Below are 17796 nucleotides of genomic sequence, written 5' to 3'. Positions count from 1 at the left end.
CCGTGCTTCCTACAGTCGAAACCATGAGTGCCACCGTGGAGGCCCGCGCACCGAAGGACGCCAGGGGCCCGACACGGCCGTCCCGGAGCGGCTTCCTCAGCAAGGTGCCCGAGGGCTTCGCGACCTTCTTCGGCGCCCTCGGCCTGCTCTGCGCCCTGCTCTCGTTCATCGAGCCGCTGCGGGACCTGCTGCGCCCCGTCGTGCACTTCCTGGACCTGCTGACCGTCCCGGTCAGCGCCAACCTCGCGTACGCCGTCTTCCTGTTCCTGCTGGCCGGCGCGACCGCCGCCCGCAAGAAGGTCGCCTGGTGGCTGGTCGTCGTCTACCTCGCGATCCTCGTCCTCGACGACATCCCCGACATCGCACAGGGCGCATACGCCCAGGCGCTCCCGTCGCTCGTCGTCTGCGGGCTGGCGCTGGTGCTGCTGATCGTGGCTCAGGCTCACAAGGAGTTCTACGCGGCCCACCGGCGCGGCGCCGTGTGGCGGGCCCTCGCCGTGCTCCTCGCCGGGCTCGGCGTGGCCATTTTGATCGGCTGGGGCCTGGTCGCGCTGTTCCCCGGCACCCTGCCGGAGGGCCAGCAGCTGCTGTGGGCGGCCAACAGGGTCTGCGGCGGCCTGGTCTCCGGGCGCTCCTTCGACGGGAGTCCGCCGCGAGCCCTTTCTTTCCTCCTCGGCCTGTTCGGCGCCCTCGCCCTGCTGAACGCCGCCGCCACCCTCTTCCGCTCCCAGCGCCTGGAGGCGGCCCTGCACGGCGACGAGGAGGCCCGCATCCGCGCCCTGCTCCACGCGTATGGCGCCGACGACTCCCTGGGCTACTTCGCCACCCGCCGCGACAAGGCCGTCGTCTTCTCGCCCAGCGGCAAGGCCGCCGTCACCTACCGCGTCGAGGCCGGCGTCTGCCTGGCCAGCGGCGACCCCGTCGGCGACCGCGAGGCCTGGCCGCACGCCATCGGAGCCTGGCTCGACGTGGCCCGCCGCTACGCCTGGGCGCCCGCCGTGATGGGCGCCTCGGAGGACGGCGCGAAGGCGTTCGCGCGCTCCGGGCTCGGCGCGCTCGAACTCGGCGACGAGGCCATCCTCTACGTGGCCGACTTCGACCTGGACGGCCGCGACATGCGCGTGACCCGCCAGGCCGTCAACCGCGTCAGGCGCACCGGTGCCACCTGCCGGGTGCGCCGTCACGCCACCCTCACCGACGAGGAGATGGAGGAGATCGTCGACAAGGCCGACGCCTGGCGCGACACCGAGACCGAGCGCGGCTTCTCGATGGCCCTCGACCGCCTCGGCGACCCTGGCGACGGCGACTGCCTCCTCGTCGAGGCCATCGGAAGCGACGGCAAGCTCCTCGCGCTGCTGTCCTTCGTGCCCTGGGGTCGCGACGGCGTCTCGCTGGATCTCATGCGCCGTGACCGCCGCGCCCCCAACGGGGTCATGGAGTTCATGGTCGCTGAGCTGTGCGCGGTCGCGGGAAGGTTCGGCGTACGGCGCATCTCGCTCAACTTCGCGGTGTTCCGCTCGGTCTTCGAAGAGGGCGCCCGCATCGGTGCGGGACCGGTGCTCAGAATCTGGCGCCGACTGCTTCTGTTCTTCTCCCGGTGGTGGCAGCTGGAGGCGCTGTACCGCTCCAACGCCAAGTACCACCCCCAGTGGTACCCCCGCTTCATCTGTTACGGCGAGACCGGATCCCTCGCCCGCATCGGCCTCGCGTCCGGCATCGCCGAGGGCTTCGTCTCCGTACCCTCGCTGCGCAAGCTCTGGGGCAAGGGGCGGGCCAAGAGCGGACCCGAACCCGCTACCACGGCCGGCCTGCCGTCGCTGTCGGCCCTCGGCCTCGAAGGAGCGGACGGCGCCGTTGCCGACGATCCCACCGCGGGCCTGCCCGAACAGGTCCGTATCCGGCACCGCACCCTCGACCGGCTCCGCGCGGACGGCACCGACCCCTACCCGGTGGGCGTCCCGCCCCGCACCCACACCCTCGCCGAGGTCCGCGAGGGCGGCCACGTGAGGGTCGCGGGGCGCGTCATCCTGGTACGCGACTTCGGCGGCATCGTCTTCGCCGTACTGCGCGACTGGTCCGGCGACCTCCAGCTGGCCCTCACCCGCGAGGACGCCGGGCCCGCCCTCGAACGGTTCCACAGGGACATCGACATCGGGGACCACATCACCGCGAGCGGTCTCGCGGGCGTCAGCGACAAGGGCGAACGCACCGTCTTCGTCACCTCCTGGCAGCTCACCGGCAAGTGCCTGCGCCCACTGCCCGACAAACGCCGGGGCCTCGCCGACCCCGAGGCGAAGGTGCGCCGCCGCTATCTCGACCTGGTGTCCAGCCCCGACGCCCGCGACGTCGTACGGGCCCGCTCCACCGCCGTACAGGCGCTGCGCCAGGGCCTGCTCGACCGCGGCTACCTGGAGGTCGAGACCCCGATGCTCCAGCAGATCCACGGCGGCGCCAACGCCCGGCCCTTCACCACCCACATCAACGCCTACGACCTGAACCTCTATCTGCGCATCGCGCCCGAGCTGTATCTCAAGCGGCTGTGCGTCGGCGGCCTGGAGAAGGTCTTCGAGATGGGCCGCACCTTCCGCAACGAGGGCGTCTCCTACAAGCACAACCCCGAGTTCACCATGCTGGAGGCCTACCAGGCGTTCGCCGACTACGACGTGATGCTCGACCTCACCCGGGAACTGATCCAGGGCGCGGCGACCGCCGCCTTCGGCGCGCCCGTCGCCCGCAAGGACGGCACCGAGTACGACATCTCCGGGCACTGGCCCGTCAAGACGGTGTACGGCGCGGTCTCGGAGGCCCTGGGGGTGGAGGTCGACGCCGATACGCCCCTGGAGACGCTGCTCCGGCTGTGCGACCGTGCGGGCGTGCCGTACACGGCGGACGACGGACGCGGCGATGTCGTCCTGGAGATGTACGAACGGCTGGTCGAGGAGAAGACCCAGCTGCCCACTTTCTACAAGGACTTCCCGACCGACGTCTCCCCGCTCACCCGGCAGCACCGCACCGACCCGCGGCTCGCCGAGCGCTGGGACCTCGTCGCCTTCGGCATCGAACTGGGCACCGCCTACTCCGAGTTGACCGACCCCGTGGAGCAGCGCCGACGGCTGACCGCGCAGTCGCTGCTGGCCGCCGGGGGAGACCCCGAGGCGATGGAGCTCGACGAGGACTTCCTCGACGCCCTGGAGTACGCGATGCCGCCCACCGGGGGCCTCGGCATCGGTGTCGACAGGCTGGTCATGTTCCTCACCGGGCGGACGATCCGTGAGACATTGCCGTTCCCGCTGGTGCGCCACCGCTGAAATGGTCCAGGCGGGTGCTTTCGTGGGTCCGCACCGGTGTTGCTCAGCCGCGCCATCCCTCCCCGGAGTGACTGATTAGTCATGAAAAAGGATCAGCTGCTCACCCGGCGCCGAGCGTTGATCGCCGGCGCCGCCATCCTGGGGGCGGCGGGCACGGCCCGTGTCCTGACCGCCGAACCGGCCGCAGCACCGGTGCGGAGTGTCCCTCCCGTCTCGGGCGCGCAGGCCCGCCGCGCTCTCAAGCCCTCCGCCTACCGCCTCCAGCCGATGGCCGGATACGGCCCGCCGCGCAGCAGGCCCCCGCGGACCCGCGTCCGGCACGAGCCGTTCCTGCGCATGTCCGGTCGCGGCCGGAGCATGGTGCTCACCTTCGACGACGGGCCCGACCCGCGCTACACCCCGGACATCCTGCGCACCCTGCGCGAGTACGACGTGCGCGCGATCTTCTTCGTGTGCGGGGAGATGGCCGTCGACAACAAGGACCTGCTGAGCGAGATGGCCGACGACGGACACATCGTCGGCAACCACACCTGGACCCACCCGCTGCTGACCCAGCTCTCGCGCTCCGCGATCCACTCCGAGATCGAGCGCACCTGCGAGGTCATCGACGACGCCTACGGTGAGCCGCCCGTGTGGTTCCGCGCGCCGTACGGAGCCTGGAACCGGGCGGTCTTCCAGATCGGCGCCGAACTGGGGATGGAGCCACTGGCCTGGACGGTCGACAGCCTCGACTGGACGACGCCGGGCACCCGCACCATCGTCGACCGGGTCGAGAGCGGCGCCGCCCCGGGTGTCGTGGTCCTCTCGCACGACGCGGGCGGCGACCGCTCGCAGAGCGTACGGGCCCTGCGCAAGTATCTGCCGCAACTGCTGGATGCCGACTATCACATCACGGTGCCGCGACGGCGATTCACATAGCGCCCTCGACGGGCTTTCGCCCGTCCGGCCGGAGAACGCTCAGCGAACCTCGGCCAGGCGGGCGAACACGACGACGTTCCCGTCGTAGCCGTGCAGCTTGGAAAATCCACCTCCGCAGGTGATGATCCGCAATTCCGCGGTGCCCTTGCTGCTGTACACGCGATCGCCGGGGAAATTGCTCTTGGCGAAGACCTCGACGCCGTAGATCTCGAATACGGCGGTCCTTCCGTCCTTGCGCTGGACCTCGACCCGGTTCCCCTTCTTGAGGCCTCCGAGCCCGTAGAAGACGGCCGGGCCCCGCATGTTGTCCACATGGCCCACGATCACGGCCGTGCCCTTTTCGCCGGGCGAGACCGCGCCGGTGAACCAGCCCGCGAGATTCGAGTCGTCCGGCGGCGGCGCGCCGACCCAGCCGTCCGAGTCCAGGCCCACCGGCATGACCGGCGCGTCGACCTGGATGGCCGGGATCCGCACCCGGTCGACCATGGAGTACGGCAGTGAGGCCGGGGCGTTCGAAAAGATGCCACTGGGAATGCGGCTGTCCGTTGCCGCTGCCGCTGCCGAAGCGGGCTGCGGAGGGCCCACGTCGAACTCACCGGAACCGTTCCGGATGAGTGCGAGGCCGGTCAGCAGAACAAGCGCTATCACGCCCCACGGGGCGCGCTTCCTCTGCTGTTGCTGCTCCTCCTCTTCGGCCAGCTCGGACGCAAACATTCGAATCCCCTCTCGACGCGGCCGTCGCCGCGTCACTCGCGCATATGAGAACGCTAAGCGCAGCACGTCCGGCGAGCGACGGGACGCGGGCGAACGGGTGGCGGAGTTCATCCGCCGTGAGCCATCCGAGTCGCCGGCGGCAGGAATTTTCTGACGGTCCGTGACCTGCGGCAATATCCCATTGGTGGAATTCTCTCGGCGTGTCCTCTCACCAGGACGGACCATTCTCGAAATGCGGCCCTGTGCAGGGCATCTGAGGGTCTGTTTGGGAGGCGTTTTCTCGCCGATCTACCGGGGACGGTTCCCGGGGCGTCTTCCGCGGAGGATCACATGCGAAACTCACGTGCCCTGGCGGCCGCGGCCACTGTGGTCGCCGTCCTCGGGCTCGCCGCCCCCGCGGCCGTCGCGGACGGTATGGGCAACGGGGGCGGCGGTCAGAGCGGGAACGTTGTTGTTGTACCGGGCAACAACAACGGTGGCTTCGGCAACAACAACGGTGGCTTCGGCAACAACAATGGTGGCTTCGGCAACAACAATGGTGGCTTTGGCAACAACAACCGGGGTGGGCCGGGCAACAACAACGGTGGCTTTGGCAACAACAACGGCGGCTTTGGCAACAACAACGGCGGTGGACCGGGCAACAACAACGGTGGCTTCGGCAACAACAACGGCGGTGGACCGGGCAACAACAACGGCGGCTTCGGCAACAACAACGGCGGTGGCCCAGGCAACAACAACGAGGGTGGCTTCGGCAACAACGGGGACGGGCCGGGCAACGACAACGGTGGCGGGCGGCCGGGCAACAACGGGAGCAGCGCGAGGAACATCGTCGCCATGCCCACCGTCATCGCCGCCGGCGGCCAGTTGACAGTGACGGTCGACAGATGCCGGAACGGCGGCACCATGACCTCGCCCGCGTTCCGGCGGTCCACCCTCTCGCGGGTTCCGGGCAACAACGACACGGCGAGCGGAACGGTGACCGTCGACCGCAACGCCCGCCCCGGCTCGTACGAGGTCAGAGCCAACTGCGTCGGGACGGGCCCGATGAACCGTACGAGGGCCTTCACGGTCATCGGCGGTGTCCGCGGTGGTCTCGGCGGCAGCAGCTCCACGGGGGCCACGCCCACCGACATGGTGATCGGCGGCGCTCTGGTGGCCGCGGCCGTCATCGGCGGCGGCGTGTTCTGGTTGCGCCGCAGGTCCGAGAAGAGGATCTGACCGGCGCGCCCCGGCCAGGCCGGTCCTGCCCCCGTCGGAGACCGGCCGTCCGTCAAGAGACAGGCCGTGTTCCGGAGACCGCACGTGACGGCTGTTCACCCCGGGCCCTCCCGAAGGATCCGGGGCGAACAGCCGTCACGTGCGTTCAGGAGTCGTCGGACGCGATGCGGCGGCGCGAGAGGTACCACGCGGTGCCGACGCAACCCGCGATGAGCACGGCTCCCCTGCCGATCTCCTTCAGGTCGAAGCCGCCGACGCTGCCGCCGACACCGGCCCTGACACCGGCCCTGACACCCCGCTGTGCGGGGACCGGGACAGGGGCGCGGTTGTTCGGTCGGCCGGTGGCGACGGTGAGAGCCGTGTGACCGCTCAAGCCGTCGCACGACAGCAGCAGTGAGACCTGACCACCCGCGGTGATGGTCGAAGGCCCGACGCTGAAGCCGAACGGGGTGATGTTGTGGCTGTCCCCGTCACCGGCGAAGGCGGCGGGTGCGGTGATGGTCACGGCGGTTATGCCCAGCAGTGCGGCCGAAGCGACGCGTATCGCGTGCATGGTGAGCCTCCGGGTCCCCGAGGAGCCATGCTGCGGACGTCTTCCGCGTGTGCCAGACGCACCTCGGTGATCGGAACGCTAGAAAAGGTTGCGCCCGGGCGCGATCGCAGTCGCGCGAATGGGGCAACCGTGTGGGCCGCACAGGGGACGGCGTACCCGCGTCCGGGGGACCGACGCGGCGTGGCGCCCGTCCCCCGCCGTCCGGTCCCCGCTGAGGATCCGTCAGCCGTGAAGGTGCGGGAACAGTGCCGTGAACGGTTCCGCCGATGCGGTGATCCCCCGGCTGTAGGGCGCGTCGAAGTCCCAGATCAGGAAGAGCAGGAAGGCGATCAGGGCGGAGAACAGTCCGGCGAGGATCAGCTCGCGGGGGGTGCGCCGGATCTGCAGCGCGAAGACCATCCCGACGGTGACCACGGCGCCGGTGATCAGCCCGAACCACACCACGCCCGGCATGGTCGCCCCGGTCGAGTCGGCGCGGGCGTTGCGCGCGGCGTCCGCCGTTGTCACCTGGTCGACGAGCGGCTGGTATGCCTGGGCCTCGAAGTCCGTCTTCGGCTGATAGTCGGTGACGTCCTGGCGGATGCGGTCGAAGAGCCGGCCGCCCTGGGCAGTCACATGACCCTGGTCGGCCATGGACTTCCACTCGGTGTGGACGACGTGGCTGACATACGCGTTGACGTCGTCGCGGATGCGCTCGCGGACGTCGGGAGGGTAGACGCGGACCCGCTCCGAAATCTCGTGCAATGCCTGGGCCTCCGTCTGCACGCGGTCCTGGGCGCCGCCGCGGGCCTCCCAGACACCAGCGATGGCCAGGCCAAGCACGATGGCGTACACCACTCCGATCATCATCGTCATGTACTCGATGACGTCCGGGGTCTCGGACGGATCCTCGTCTTCGGGGGCCCTGCGGTGGCGTACGAGCGCCACGATGAGGACGACGACGCACGCGGCCGCCATCGCCAGGGCGAGAACAAGCCAATCCGACAAGGTGTGCCTCCAGGGGTCAGCGCGGGCGCAGCGCCGCGACGGCGAACACCGCGGGCGCGGTGATGAGCAGGGTGAGCGAGACCAGCGACGGGCCGCTGCGGGGCGGGTGCCGCCGCGCGGGGGTGTGGTACGCCGGATAGCTCACCGGGGCCGGCGACGGCTTGGGGCGCGCCATCGGGGTGGGCCTGGGTGTGGGTTTCGGCGTCGGGGCGGGCGTCGGCCGCGGTGGCACGAGCCTCGGTGCCGGCGCGGGGGGAGGCGGCGGTGGCGGTGGAGGCGGCGGTTCGGGTTTCGGTGCGTGAGTGGGAGTGGGAGTGGACGTAGGCGTGGGAGGCGGAGTGGGCGTCGGGGTGGGTGACGGCGTCGGGGTGGGTGTCGGCGTCGGGGTCGGGCACCAGGTGGTGTGACCGGCGACCGCCACCGCGCCGCTGCCCGCGACGGCCACCGCTGTGGTCCCGTCGCCGTCGGAGCCGGTGGAGGCGTACGCACACGCGTCGGCCGCCGCCGTTCCGCTCGGCGCGCCGACAAAGAGCCAGGTGAGCGCCAGCAGCGCCAATACCCGTATGGCGAGGGCGGATCGGGTCCGTTGAGGTCCATGCACGACGGAGATCATGGAACGCGCGGCACCGGCGCACGCCGGTGTGCCGGGTATTGCCCCCGAAGGGAGGACGCGGGACTCCTGGTGGTTTGACGGGCTGTGCGGGAAACACCGGTGAGTGCGCACAGGTGCGCGAACCGCGGTGCGTGTCACAGGTTTCGGAAAGAAATTTGTGAGCCGGTTGAACACTCCCGCCACTGCCGCCCGTACCTAGGGCCATGCGCGGCGCAGCAGGGCGCCGCAACACTTATGCGAACAGCGGGAGTTACCAATGAAGACCTCCTGGCGGAGCGCCTCACTCGTGGCGACAGCTGCGGCCGTGCTGGCGCTCACGACGGCGTGCGGTCAGGAACAAGGCACCCAGTCGACGGGCAGCCAGAACGTGGGTGCGACCGCGGCCGCTGGTGATTACGGAACGAGCACCACCGTGGGCAATGGCTACGGCGCCGATTCCAAGGACCAGCAGAGCGCCGCGGCCCAGGCGGAATCGGCAGGTCAGCTCTCCGTTACCGAAAGCACGAAGCTCGGCAAGGTGCTGACGGACAGCACCGGATTCACCCTCTACCGCTTCGACAAGGACACCGCCGAACCGCCCAAGTCCGCCTGTGACGGCGACTGCGCGAAGGCCTGGCCGCCCGTGCCCGCCGAGGGCGCCGAGGCCGCCACCGGTGTGGACAAGACGCTGCTCGGCGAGGTCACCCGGTCGGATGGCACGAAGCAGCTGACCATCGCGGGCTGGCCGATGTACCGGTACGCCAAGGACACCAAGGCCGGGGAAACCAAGGGACAGGGTGTGGGCGGCACTTGGTACGCGTCGGCCCCCAACGGCAAGAAGGCGACGCTTGCCGACCTGCCCGGTCTGTCGGTCCGCAACGACCCCAAGCTCGGTGACATCGTCGTCGACAAGAACGGTATGACCGTCTACCGCTTCATGAAGGACCAGGCCTGGCCCGTCTCGAAGTCGGCCTGCACCGGCGCCTGCCTGGAGAAGTGGCCGGCGGTGAGCATCGTCTCCCCGAACGACACCAAGGGCGTCCAGAAGAAGGGCCTGATGGGCTTCACCCGCCCGGACGGCGTCAAGCAGATGACGGTCAACTGCTGGCCCATTTACACCTTCTCCGGTGACACGGCCGCCGGGGACACCAACGGTCAGGGCGTGGGCGGCACGTGGTACGCCGTCGCGCCCGACGGAAAGCCGGTCGGCGCGCCGAAGTAAAGGATCACCTCCCCAGGGTCGATCGACTCGCCCAGCAAGCAACGAAACCCGGAAGGGAGTGGACGCAGACAGCCAGTGTGCCGGACGAACGACAGCAGCGCGCGCGACCCCGGGTCCGCCCCCTCCGCACCGCACGGAGGGGGCGGACCCTTCGGCATGCGCGTACGGGGGGCGAACACGTACGAGGGCGTGCCTGTACGGGTGTGTGTACGTGCGAGGGCGAGCACGTACGACGGGTGGATGTGCGGGGCGCACGTACGGGGGAAGCTTCCGCCACTCTTCGTGACCCCCGGGAGCTTTTTGGAATGCTTCGGAGCGATTTCACGGTGACGGAGCATGGCGTGTTCGAGAGCCGCCGCCGCAGCGGCCATGCGCACTTGCCGGAGGCAGTGACCGGGAACGGACGGTCAATTTCCGTTTCAGCTCGCTCCTTTGGCGGGCGATCAGTAGCCTCAGCTCGAACACCGGATCGCCTACGCCGTCGACTACGCCTTGGAGAGATAGATGGAGCGTCCCGCCTGGGCCCCCCGCAGCATTGACATCTCGGTGCCGAGCGTGTCCCGTATCTATGACTACTACCTGGGCGGTTCGCACAATTTCGAGGTCGACCGGGAAGCGGCACGCAAGGCGATGGAGTTCATGCCGGGACTTCCCAAGATCATGCAGGCGAACAGGGCGTTCATGCGCCGTGCCGTGCGCTTCGCCGCCGACGAGGGGATCGACCAGTTCCTGGACATCGGCTCCGGCATCCCGACCTTCGGCAACGTCCACGAGGTCGCCCAGAGGGCCAGGCCGGGCGCGCATGTCGTCTACGTCGACCACGACCCGGTGGCCGTCGCGCACAGCCAGGCCGTACTGAAGGGCAACGAGGACGCGGACGTCGTCGCCGCCGATCTGCTCAAGCCCCAGGAAATCCTGGCGAGTCCTCAGGTCCAGCGTCTGATCGACCTGAACCGGCCGGTCGCACTCCTCCTCGTTGCCATACTTCACTTCGTGGAGGGCGCGGACGACCCGTACGCAGCGGTGGCGGAACTGCGCGACGAGCTCGCGCCGGGCAGTCTGCTCGTCCTCACGCACGCCTCGTACGAGGGAATCCCGCTCCCCCCGGAGCGGGCCGAGGGCGCGGTCGACGTCTACAAGAACATCCGCAACCCGCTGATCATGCGCTCGCGCGAGGACATCGCGCGGTTCTTCGAGGGGTACGACATGGTGGAACCGGGACTGGTGCCGATGCCGAACTGGCGGCCCGACACGGCACTCGAGGAGGAGGATCCTTACTCCTTCTCCGGGTTCGCCGGCGTGGGGCGCACGGCGTGACCGCCGAGCCGGACGGGCCGGAGGACAGACTGCGCCGGTTCGCGACGATCTGGAGCCGGGCGGTCTACCCGGTCACCTCGACGTCGCTGACCCGGCCGGAGTTCGAGGAGCAACTGCTGCCGCTCGCACGGACGTTGAGCGAGGCGCTGCGGGCCAGGACCTTCGACGCGGCCGAGGGCCAGGCGGTCGGCGCCGCGCTCATCGCCGCACACTGCACCGACCCGGAGGCGCTCAGCCGCGCCCTCGACTGTGTGGACGCCTATCTGGTGCTCTACTGCGGCGAGGACGGACCCCAGGAAGCGCTGCGGATCCGGTCGGCGCGACTGCAGCACGCCGTCGCCGCCGGGTTCGCGCAGGCGCTGCGGGAGCGGACGCTCGTCGAGCAGGAGGCCATCTCCCAGGCGGCGTTGAACGCGCGCAGCGCGGTGGCCGAGGCGCTGCACGCGAGCGAGGCCCGCTTCCGCGCGGTGTTCGAGGGCGCGGCCATAGGAATCGGCATCGCCGACCTCGAGGGCAACATCCTCCAGGTCAACGAGGCTCTGCTGCGCATGTTCGGCGGCTCCGAGCAAGGGGTGCGCGGCCGCAAGGTCCCCGAGTGGACGCATCCGGAGGACGCTCCTCAAGTCTGGCGTCTGTACGAGGAGTTGGTGCGCGGCGAGCGCGAGCATTACCACGTCGAAAAAGCCTTCTACCGTCCTGACGGCACAGCCCTGTGGACCAATCTGACGGTCTCATTGCTGCGCGACGCGGACGGCCAGCCCCAGTACCAGCTCGCCCTCATGGAGGACACCACCGAGCGGCGGCTGCTCAATCTGCGGCTGCGCTACGAGGCCACGCACGACGCCCTCACCGGCCTGCCCAACCGGACCCTGTTCTTCGAGCGCCTGGAGAAGGCGCTGTCCGCCGGCGGGAACCAGCGCTTCGGCCTGTGCTACCTGGACCTCGACGGCTTCAAGACCATCAACGACAGCCTCGGACACGCGGCCGGAGACCGGCTGCTCGTCGAGGTCGCCGACCGGCTGCAGTCCTGCGCGACCGCCCCCGGCGAGATGGTCGCCCGGCTCGGCGGCGACGAGTTCGTGGCCCTCACCACCGGCCCCGACACCGAGCGCGAGGTAGACGAACTCGCCGGGCGCATCATGAACTCCCTGGTCACCCCGATCAGCATCGACGGCCGTGAGCTGACCGTACGCGGCAGCATCGGCATCGTCGAGGGGCCGGCAGGTGAGCGCGGTCCCGCCGAGGTGCTGCGCAGCGCCGACATCACGATGTACCGGGCCAAGTCCGCGGGCGGCAACCGCTTCGAGCTGGCCGACCCCGAGGCCGACGCCCGCGCCATCACCCGGCACGGACTCACCACGGCGCTGCCCGCCGCCCTGGACCGGGGCGAGTTCTTCATCGAGTACCAGCCGCTGGTGCACCTCGGCGACGGCAGCGTGCGCGGCGCGGAGGCGCTGGTGCGCTGGCTGCACCCGCAGCACGGCGTCCTCGGGCCCGACCGTTTCATCCCGCTCGCCGAGCACACCGGGCTGATCGTTCCGCTCGGCCGCTGGGTACTTGAGCAGTCGGTGCGCCAGGCCCGCGCGTGGCAGGAACGACACGCCGACGCCGGTCCGCTGCGCGTCAACGTCAACCTGTCGCCGTGCCAGCTGACCCACCCCGGTCTGGTCCAGGACACGGTCGACATCCTGGAGCGTGAGGGGCTCGACGCCGACGCGCTGTGCCTGGAGGTCACCGAGTCCGCGCTGATCGGCGCCGACGACGATCTTCTCAAGCCGCTGCGCCGGCTGGCCGAGATGGGGGTGGACATCGCCCTCGACGACTTCGGCACGGGCTATTCCAACCTCGCCAACCTGCGCCGGCTGCCGGTCAGCATCCTCAAGCTGGACCGGTCCTTCACGCAGGGCATGCAGCAGTTCCCCGCGGACCCCGTCGACCTGAAGATCGTCGAGGGCATCGTCTCGCTCGCCCACAGCCTCGACCTCGCGGTCACGGTCGAGGGCGTGGAAACCGGCGCCCAGGCCGAGCAGTTGCGGATTCTGGGCTGCGACACTGCCCAGGGCTGGTACTACGCCCGCCCCGGACCACCGGAGCGACTGCACGAACTGGCGCTGGTGGACGCCACGGGATGACGGCGGTGCGGGTCGCCGTCCCGCCCGGCTGGTACGGGCCCGCGACCCCGCCGGCGCACTGGGTCCGCTCGTACCGGCCGAACCGGCGGGGGCAGGTGGTGCCGCGCCCCGGGGAGATCGTGCCGCGCCCCGGGGAGATCGTCACTTCCTGCTGTACGGGTCGCTGTAGGACGTGCTGTACGACTTCACAGCCGTGTGCGTCGAGGCCCTGCGGACGCATGTCCGACGGTACGGCGGTGACCTGGCCGGCACCGGATTGGAGCGCCGTTTTCAGTTGGTCGCCGGTGGCTGACGTACGCGCGGTGTGCACCGTGTTGTGTGCGGCCTTCGGTGCGGTCAGGACGGGCTGACCTCCTCAGCGCTCCAGCAGCATCCGCTGAAGCTCCCGGGCCGCCCGCGGCGGAGCCACATCGCTGCGGTGGGCCAGCGCGATCGTCCGGTGCAGTCCGGGCCGGGCCAGCGGGGTCACCCGCAGCCCCCGCCCGGACCGCGTCGCGATCATGCGCGGTACGACGGCCACGCCGAGCCCCGCGCGCACGAAGCCGAGCACCGCGTCCATCTCGCCGCCCTCCACCGCGAAGTCCGGCTCGAAGCCCTCGGCGCGACAGGCGGCGACCGTCAGTTCCCGCAGGTCGTAGCCGTGCCGGAACATGACCAGGCGTTCGCCCTCCAGGTCGGGGATTCGTACGGTGCGGCCGGTGCCCGGCGCGGGCGCGTCCGGCGACGACACCACCACGAGGTCCTCGCGCAACAGCTCGACGGTCGTCAGCGCGGGGGAGGGTGTGGGCAGCGGGAGGACGACCAGGGCGAGGTCGAGGGCGCCGCGGGCGAGTTCGCGTACGAGATCGTGGGAACCGCCCTCCTCGATCAGCAGCCGGATGCCCGGATAGCGGTCGTGGAAGGCGCGCAGCACGTCCGGGAGCAGACCGGTGCACACGCTCGGGGTCGCGCCGAGGCGGACTCGGCCGCTGCGCAGCTGGGCCAGCTCCTGCACCTCGTGCCGGGCCGTGTCCGCGTCGGCGAGGATACGCCGGGCCAGCGGCAGCAGCGCCTCGCCCGCGTCCGTGAGCGTGATGTTGCCACGCGCCCGCAGGAACAGGTCCGCCCCCAACTCCCGCTCCAGCGCCTTGATCTGCTGGGACAGGGACGGCTGCGCGACGTGGACCAGCTCGGCGGCCCGAGTGAAGTGCCGGGTCTCGGCTACCGCCACGAAGTACTGGAGCTGCTGGAACTGCATCCTTCGACGATAGCCCATCCCTATGGAAACCAGCCATACCATGTCTTGGACCGATCAGGGTTCCGGGCCCTAGCGTTCTGTGACATGGCTTTGGCAACGCGGACGGACCGACGGCCGTCCATGGCGCGCACCGTGTGGGACAGCTCCGTCGGCAAGAAGACCGTGATGGCCGTCAGCGGCCTGATCATGCTGCTGTACCTGGTCGCCCACATGATCGGGAATCTGAAGATCTACTTCGGGGCGGGCGAGTTCAACCACTACGCCCACTGGCTGCGCACCGTCGGCGAACCCTTCATGCACTACGAGTGGACGCTCTGGCTCATCCGCGTAGTGCTGGTCGTCGCCGTCGTCGCGCACGCCGTCTCCGCGTACCAGCTCAGCCGCCGCGACATCAAGGCGCGCCCCAGCAAGTACGTCCACAAGAAGCCGCGCGCCAGTTACGCGACACGCACCATGCGCTGGGGCGGGATCGTCCTCGGCCTGTTCATCGTCTGGCACATCCTCGACCTGACGACCGGCACCGTGCACTCCGGCGGCTTCCAGGAGGGGCACCCGTACCAGAACGTCGTGGACACCTTCTCCACCTGGTACGGCAACGTCATCTACATCGTGGCGATGCTCGCGCTCGGCCTGCACGTCCGGCACGGCTTCTGGAGCGCCGCCCAGACCCTCGGCGCCGGCAGCCGCACCCGCGACCGCGCCCTCAAGACCATGGCCAACGTCCTCGCGCTGGTGCTGACGGCGGGCTTCGTCTCCGTACCCGTCGGTGTCATGACCGGAGTGGTGAGCTGAAATGACCGCATTCGCCGACTACGCGACCGGTGAGCCGGTCCTCGACAGCAAGGCCCCGAAGGGCCCGGTCAACGAGCGCTGGGACACCCGCCGCTTCGAGGCCAAGCTCGTCAACCCCGCCAACCGCCGCAAGCACACGGTGATCATCGTCGGCACCGGCCTCGCGGGCGGCTCCGCCGGCGCCACGCTCGCCGAACAGGGCTACCACGTCGTCCAGTTCTGCTACCAGGACTCCCCGCGCCGCGCGCACTCGATCGCCGCGCAGGGCGGCATCAACGCGGCGAAGAACTACCGCAACGACGGCGACTCCATCCACCGGCTCTTCTACGACACCGTCAAGGGCGGCGACTTCAGGGCGCGGGAGTCCAACGTCCACCGCCTGGCGCAGATCTCCGTCGAGATCATCGACCAGTGCGTCGCGCAGGGCGTGCCCTTCGCCCGCGAGTACGGCGGCCTCCTCGACACCCGCTCCTTCGGCGGCGTCCAGGTGTCACGGACGTTCTACGCCCGCGGCCAGACGGGCCAGCAGCTCCTGCTCGGCGCGTACCAGGCGCTGTCCCGGCAGATCGCCGCGGGCAACATCGAGATGCACCCCAGAACCGAGATGCTCGACCTCATCGTGGTCGACGGGCGGGCGCGCGGCATCGTGGCCCGCGATCTCATCACCGGGAAGATCGACACGTACTACGCGGACGCGGTCGTCCTCGCCAGCGGCGGATACGGCAACGTCTTCTACCTCTCGACGAACGCCATGAACTCCAACGCCACCGCGATCTGGCGGGCCCACCGGCGCGGCGCCTACTTCGCCAACCCGTGCTTCACGCAGATCCACCCCACCTGCATCCCGCGCACCGGCGACCACCAGTCCAAGCTCACCCTGATGAGCGAGTCGCTGCGCAACGACGGCCGAATCTGGGTGCCGAAGGCGCAGGGCGACACCCGTCCGCCGAACGAGATCCCCGAGGACGAGCGCGACTACTACCTGGAGCGCGTGTACCCCTCCTTCGGCAACCTCGTGCCCCGCGACATCGCCTCTCGCGCCGCCAAGAACGTCTGCGACGAGGGCCGCGGCGTCGGCCCCGGCGGCCAGGGCGTCTACCTGGACTTCGCCGACGCGATCCAGCGGATGGGCCGGGCGAAGGTCGAGGAGAAGTACGGCAACCTCTTCGACATGTACGCGCGGATCACCGCCGAGGACCCGTACACCCTGCCGATGCGGATCTACCCGGCCGTGCACTACACGATGGGCGGACTGTGGGTCGACTACGACCTCCAGACCACCATCCCGGGCCTGTTCGCGATCGGCGAGGCCAACTTCTCCGACCACGGAGCCAACCGGCTGGGCGCCTCGGCCCTGATGCAGGGCCTCGCCGACGGCTACTTCGTGCTGCCTTCGACGATCAACGACTACCTCGCCCGCAACCCGCACCACGAGCAGGTCACCGACGAACACCCCGCTGTCCAGGAGGTGTTGGCCGAAACCGAGGACCGGCTGCGGCTGCTCCTCGCCGTCGACGGCGATCGCACCCCCGACTCCTTCCACCGCGAGCTCGGCGAACTCATGTGGGAGTTCTGCGGCATGGCGCGTACGGAGACGGGGCTGCGCAAGGCGCTTGAGCGCATCCCGCAGATCCGCGAGGAGTTCTGGCGGCGCATCAAGGTGCCCGGCACCGGCGAGGAGTTCAACCAGTCCCTGGAGAAGGCGAATCGCGTCGTCGACTACCTGGAACTCGCCGAGCTGATGTGCCTGGACGCGCTGCACCGGTCCGAGTCCTGCGGCGGCCACTTCCGCGAGGAGTCCCAGACCCCGGACGGCGAGGCGGCCCGCAGGGACGAGGAGTTCTCCTACGCGGCCGCCTGGGAGTTCACCGACACCGGCGCCGCGCCCGTCCTGCACAAGGAAGACCTGGTCTTCGAGTACGTCCACCCCACTCAGCGGAGCTACGCATGAAGCTCAACCTGCGCGTCTGGCGGCAGAAGAACGCCGACGCCGACGGAGCGATGTCCACGTACGAGGTGGACGGCATCTCGGCCGACATGTCCTTCCTGGAGATGCTCGACACCCTCAACGAGGAGCTCATTCTCAAGGGGGAGGACCCCGTCGCCTTCGACCACGACTGCCGCGAGGGCATCTGCGGCGCGTGCAGCCTGGTCATCAACGGCGACGCGCACGGCCCCGAGCGCACCACCACCTGTCAGCTGCACATGCGGTCCTTCCAGGACGGCGACACGATCGACGTCGAGCCGTGGCGCGCCTCGGCCTTCCCGGTGGTGAAGGACCTGGTGGTGGACCGCTCCGCCTTCGACCGGATCATCCAGGCCGGCGGCTACATCACCGCCCCGACCGGCGCCGCGCCCGAGGCGCACGCCATGCCCGTACCGAAGCCGGACGCCGACTTCGCCTTCGAGCACGCCGAGTGCATCGGCTGCGGCGCCTGCGTGGCGGCCTGCCCGAACGGCGCGGCGATGCTGTTCACCTCGGCGAAGGTCAACCACCTGAACGTCCTGCCGCAGGGCGCGCCCGAGCGCGAGACCCGCGTGCTCGACATGGTGGCGCAGATGGACGAGGAGGGCTTCGGTGGCTGCACCCTCACCGGGGAGTGCGCGACCGCCTGCCCGAAGGGCATTCCGCTGTTCTCCATCACCAGCATGAACAAGGAGTGGCTGCGCGCGACCCGCAAGGCGGGCAGTCGTTAGCCGTACGTCGTTCGCCGGCAGAGTGCGAACGGGCGGGACCGGGTGTGGTGCTCAAGCCCCGGTCCCGTCTCGCCTTCCCGGGCACCCCTGGCATTCAGCATCCTCACAT

14 protein-coding genes are annotated in these 17796 nt (G+C 69.8%); 9 read left to right on the top strand and 5 right to left on the bottom strand.

What is annotated here, in order from left to right; translation table 11 throughout:
* The first annotated feature begins 23 nt into the window (after positions 1 to 23).
* A complete protein-coding gene (gene lysX / locus AB0D27_RS05195; RefSeq protein ID WP_362502177.1) occupies positions 24 to 3308 on the top strand; it encodes a bifunctional lysylphosphatidylglycerol synthetase/lysine--tRNA ligase LysX in 3285 nt (1094 codons plus the stop codon).
* A gap of 81 nt (positions 3309 to 3389) precedes the next feature.
* Positions 3390 to 4226 carry a polysaccharide deacetylase family protein gene (locus tag AB0D27_RS05190; RefSeq protein ID WP_362502175.1) on the top strand — a complete coding sequence of 279 codons (837 nt, stop codon included), beginning with the start codon at positions 3390 to 3392 and terminating at the stop codon, positions 4224 to 4226.
* 39 nt (positions 4227 to 4265) lie between these two features.
* Here AB0D27_RS05190 and AB0D27_RS05185 read toward each other — a convergent pair whose 3' ends face one another.
* On the bottom strand, positions 4266 to 4940 hold the full coding sequence (locus AB0D27_RS05185; RefSeq protein ID WP_362502173.1) for a class F sortase: 675 nt from the start codon (positions 4938 to 4940) through the stop codon (positions 4266 to 4268).
* A 330-nt stretch (positions 4941 to 5270) separates the two neighbouring features.
* On the opposite strand from AB0D27_RS05185, the gene AB0D27_RS05180 reads away from it, so the two are divergent.
* Positions 5271 to 6158: a hypothetical protein gene (locus AB0D27_RS05180; RefSeq protein WP_362502171.1), complete on the top strand. Its 888-nt coding sequence runs from the start codon at positions 5271 to 5273 to the stop codon at positions 6156 to 6158.
* A 145-nt stretch (positions 6159 to 6303) separates the two neighbouring features.
* Here the strand turns inward: AB0D27_RS05180 and AB0D27_RS05175 are convergent, their stop codons facing one another.
* The 3 genes from AB0D27_RS05175 to AB0D27_RS05165 form a co-directional block, all read right to left on the bottom strand.
* Complete coding sequence (locus AB0D27_RS05175; RefSeq protein WP_362502169.1) at positions 6304 to 6711, bottom strand: hypothetical protein; 408 nt, start codon at positions 6709 to 6711, stop codon at positions 6304 to 6306.
* Positions 6712 to 6933: 222 nt separating this feature from the next.
* A complete protein-coding gene (locus AB0D27_RS05170; RefSeq protein WP_362502167.1) occupies positions 6934 to 7698 on the bottom strand; it encodes a hypothetical protein in 765 nt (254 codons plus the stop codon).
* A 16-nt stretch (positions 7699 to 7714) separates the two neighbouring features.
* Positions 7715 to 7873 (bottom strand): hypothetical protein, encoded by a 159-nt coding sequence (locus AB0D27_RS05165; RefSeq protein WP_362502165.1) that lies wholly within the window; start codon positions 7871 to 7873, stop codon positions 7715 to 7717.
* 694 nt (positions 7874 to 8567) lie between these two features.
* Here AB0D27_RS05165 and AB0D27_RS05160 point away from each other — a divergent pair.
* The 3 genes from AB0D27_RS05160 to AB0D27_RS05150 all read left to right on the top strand — a co-directional run bounded on the left by AB0D27_RS05160 (position 8568) and on the right by AB0D27_RS05150 (position 12961).
* On the top strand, positions 8568 to 9512 hold the full coding sequence (locus AB0D27_RS05160; protein WP_362502163.1) for an SCO0930 family lipoprotein: 945 nt from the start codon (positions 8568 to 8570) through the stop codon (positions 9510 to 9512).
* Between the two features lie 504 nt (positions 9513 to 10016).
* The gene (locus AB0D27_RS05155) at positions 10017 to 10829 is read left to right on the top strand and encodes an SAM-dependent methyltransferase (protein WP_362502161.1); all 813 of its coding nucleotides are present in this window, start codon (positions 10017 to 10019) and stop codon (positions 10827 to 10829) included.
* Positions 10826 to 12961 carry an EAL domain-containing protein gene (locus tag AB0D27_RS05150; RefSeq protein WP_362502159.1) on the top strand — a complete coding sequence of 712 codons (2136 nt, stop codon included), beginning with the start codon at positions 10826 to 10828 and terminating at the stop codon, positions 12959 to 12961. Before AB0D27_RS05155 ends, AB0D27_RS05150 begins: the two co-directional genes overlap by 4 nt.
* Before the next feature lie 355 nt (positions 12962 to 13316).
* On the opposite strand, the gene AB0D27_RS05145 is transcribed toward AB0D27_RS05150, so the two are convergent.
* Positions 13317 to 14198: a LysR substrate-binding domain-containing protein gene (locus AB0D27_RS05145; RefSeq protein WP_362502157.1), complete on the bottom strand. Its 882-nt coding sequence runs from the start codon at positions 14196 to 14198 to the stop codon at positions 13317 to 13319.
* A gap of 120 nt (positions 14199 to 14318) precedes the next feature.
* Between AB0D27_RS05145 and AB0D27_RS05140 the strand changes: the two genes are divergently transcribed.
* From AB0D27_RS05140 to AB0D27_RS05130, 3 genes are read left to right on the top strand one after another with little or no spacing between them, the layout of a single operon-like run.
* Positions 14319 to 14990, top strand: coding sequence for a succinate dehydrogenase (locus tag AB0D27_RS05140; RefSeq protein ID WP_362502374.1), 672 nt, complete (start codon positions 14319 to 14321; stop codon positions 14988 to 14990).
* Between the two features lies 1 nt (position 14991).
* On the top strand, positions 14992 to 16941 hold the full coding sequence (locus tag AB0D27_RS05135; RefSeq protein ID WP_362502156.1) for a fumarate reductase/succinate dehydrogenase flavoprotein subunit: 1950 nt from the start codon (positions 14992 to 14994) through the stop codon (positions 16939 to 16941).
* Positions 16938 to 17687 carry a succinate dehydrogenase/fumarate reductase iron-sulfur subunit gene (locus AB0D27_RS05130; protein WP_362502154.1) on the top strand — a complete coding sequence of 250 codons (750 nt, stop codon included), beginning with the start codon at positions 16938 to 16940 and terminating at the stop codon, positions 17685 to 17687. Before AB0D27_RS05135 ends, AB0D27_RS05130 begins: the two co-directional genes overlap by 4 nt.
* Positions 17688 to 17796: the final 109 nt, after the last annotated feature.

Origin of the sequence: Streptomyces sp. NPDC048415 (assembly GCF_040651675.1) — a bacterium.
Taxonomy (GTDB): domain Bacteria; phylum Actinomycetota; class Actinomycetes; order Streptomycetales; family Streptomycetaceae; genus Streptomyces.
Note: the sequence above shows the minus strand (reverse complement) of the source record. Positions and strands in the feature narration are given on the sequence as shown.

Excerpts from the sequence above, each read along its gene's own strand:
- AB0D27_RS05130 (WP_362502154.1), top strand. The coding sequence starts at position 16,938 with ATGAAGCTCAACCTGCGCGTCTGGCGGCAGAAGAACGCCGACGCCGAC.
- AB0D27_RS05160 (WP_362502163.1), top strand. The coding sequence starts at position 8,568 with ATGAAGACCTCCTGGCGGAGCGCCTCACTCGTGGCGACAGCTGCGGCC.
- AB0D27_RS05145 (WP_362502157.1), bottom strand. The coding sequence starts at position 14,198 with ATGCAGTTCCAGCAGCTCCAGTACTTCGTGGCGGTAGCCGAGACCCGG.
- AB0D27_RS05190 (WP_362502175.1), top strand. The coding sequence starts at position 3,390 with ATGAAAAAGGATCAGCTGCTCACCCGGCGCCGAGCGTTGATCGCCGGC.
- AB0D27_RS05165 (WP_362502165.1), bottom strand. The coding sequence starts at position 7,873 with ATGGCGCGCCCCAAGCCGTCGCCGGCCCCGGTGAGCTATCCGGCGTAC.
- AB0D27_RS05135 (WP_362502156.1), top strand. The coding sequence starts at position 14,992 with ATGACCGCATTCGCCGACTACGCGACCGGTGAGCCGGTCCTCGACAGC.
- AB0D27_RS05180 (WP_362502171.1), top strand. The coding sequence starts at position 5,271 with ATGCGAAACTCACGTGCCCTGGCGGCCGCGGCCACTGTGGTCGCCGTC.
- AB0D27_RS05185 (WP_362502173.1), bottom strand. The coding sequence starts at position 4,940 with ATGTTTGCGTCCGAGCTGGCCGAAGAGGAGGAGCAGCAACAGCAGAGG.
- AB0D27_RS05155 (WP_362502161.1), top strand. The coding sequence starts at position 10,017 with ATGGAGCGTCCCGCCTGGGCCCCCCGCAGCATTGACATCTCGGTGCCG.
- AB0D27_RS05175 (WP_362502169.1), bottom strand. The coding sequence starts at position 6,711 with ATGCACGCGATACGCGTCGCTTCGGCCGCACTGCTGGGCATAACCGCC.
- lysX (WP_362502177.1), top strand. The coding sequence starts at position 24 with ATGAGTGCCACCGTGGAGGCCCGCGCACCGAAGGACGCCAGGGGCCCG.
- AB0D27_RS05140 (WP_362502374.1), top strand. The coding sequence starts at position 14,319 with ATGGCGCGCACCGTGTGGGACAGCTCCGTCGGCAAGAAGACCGTGATG.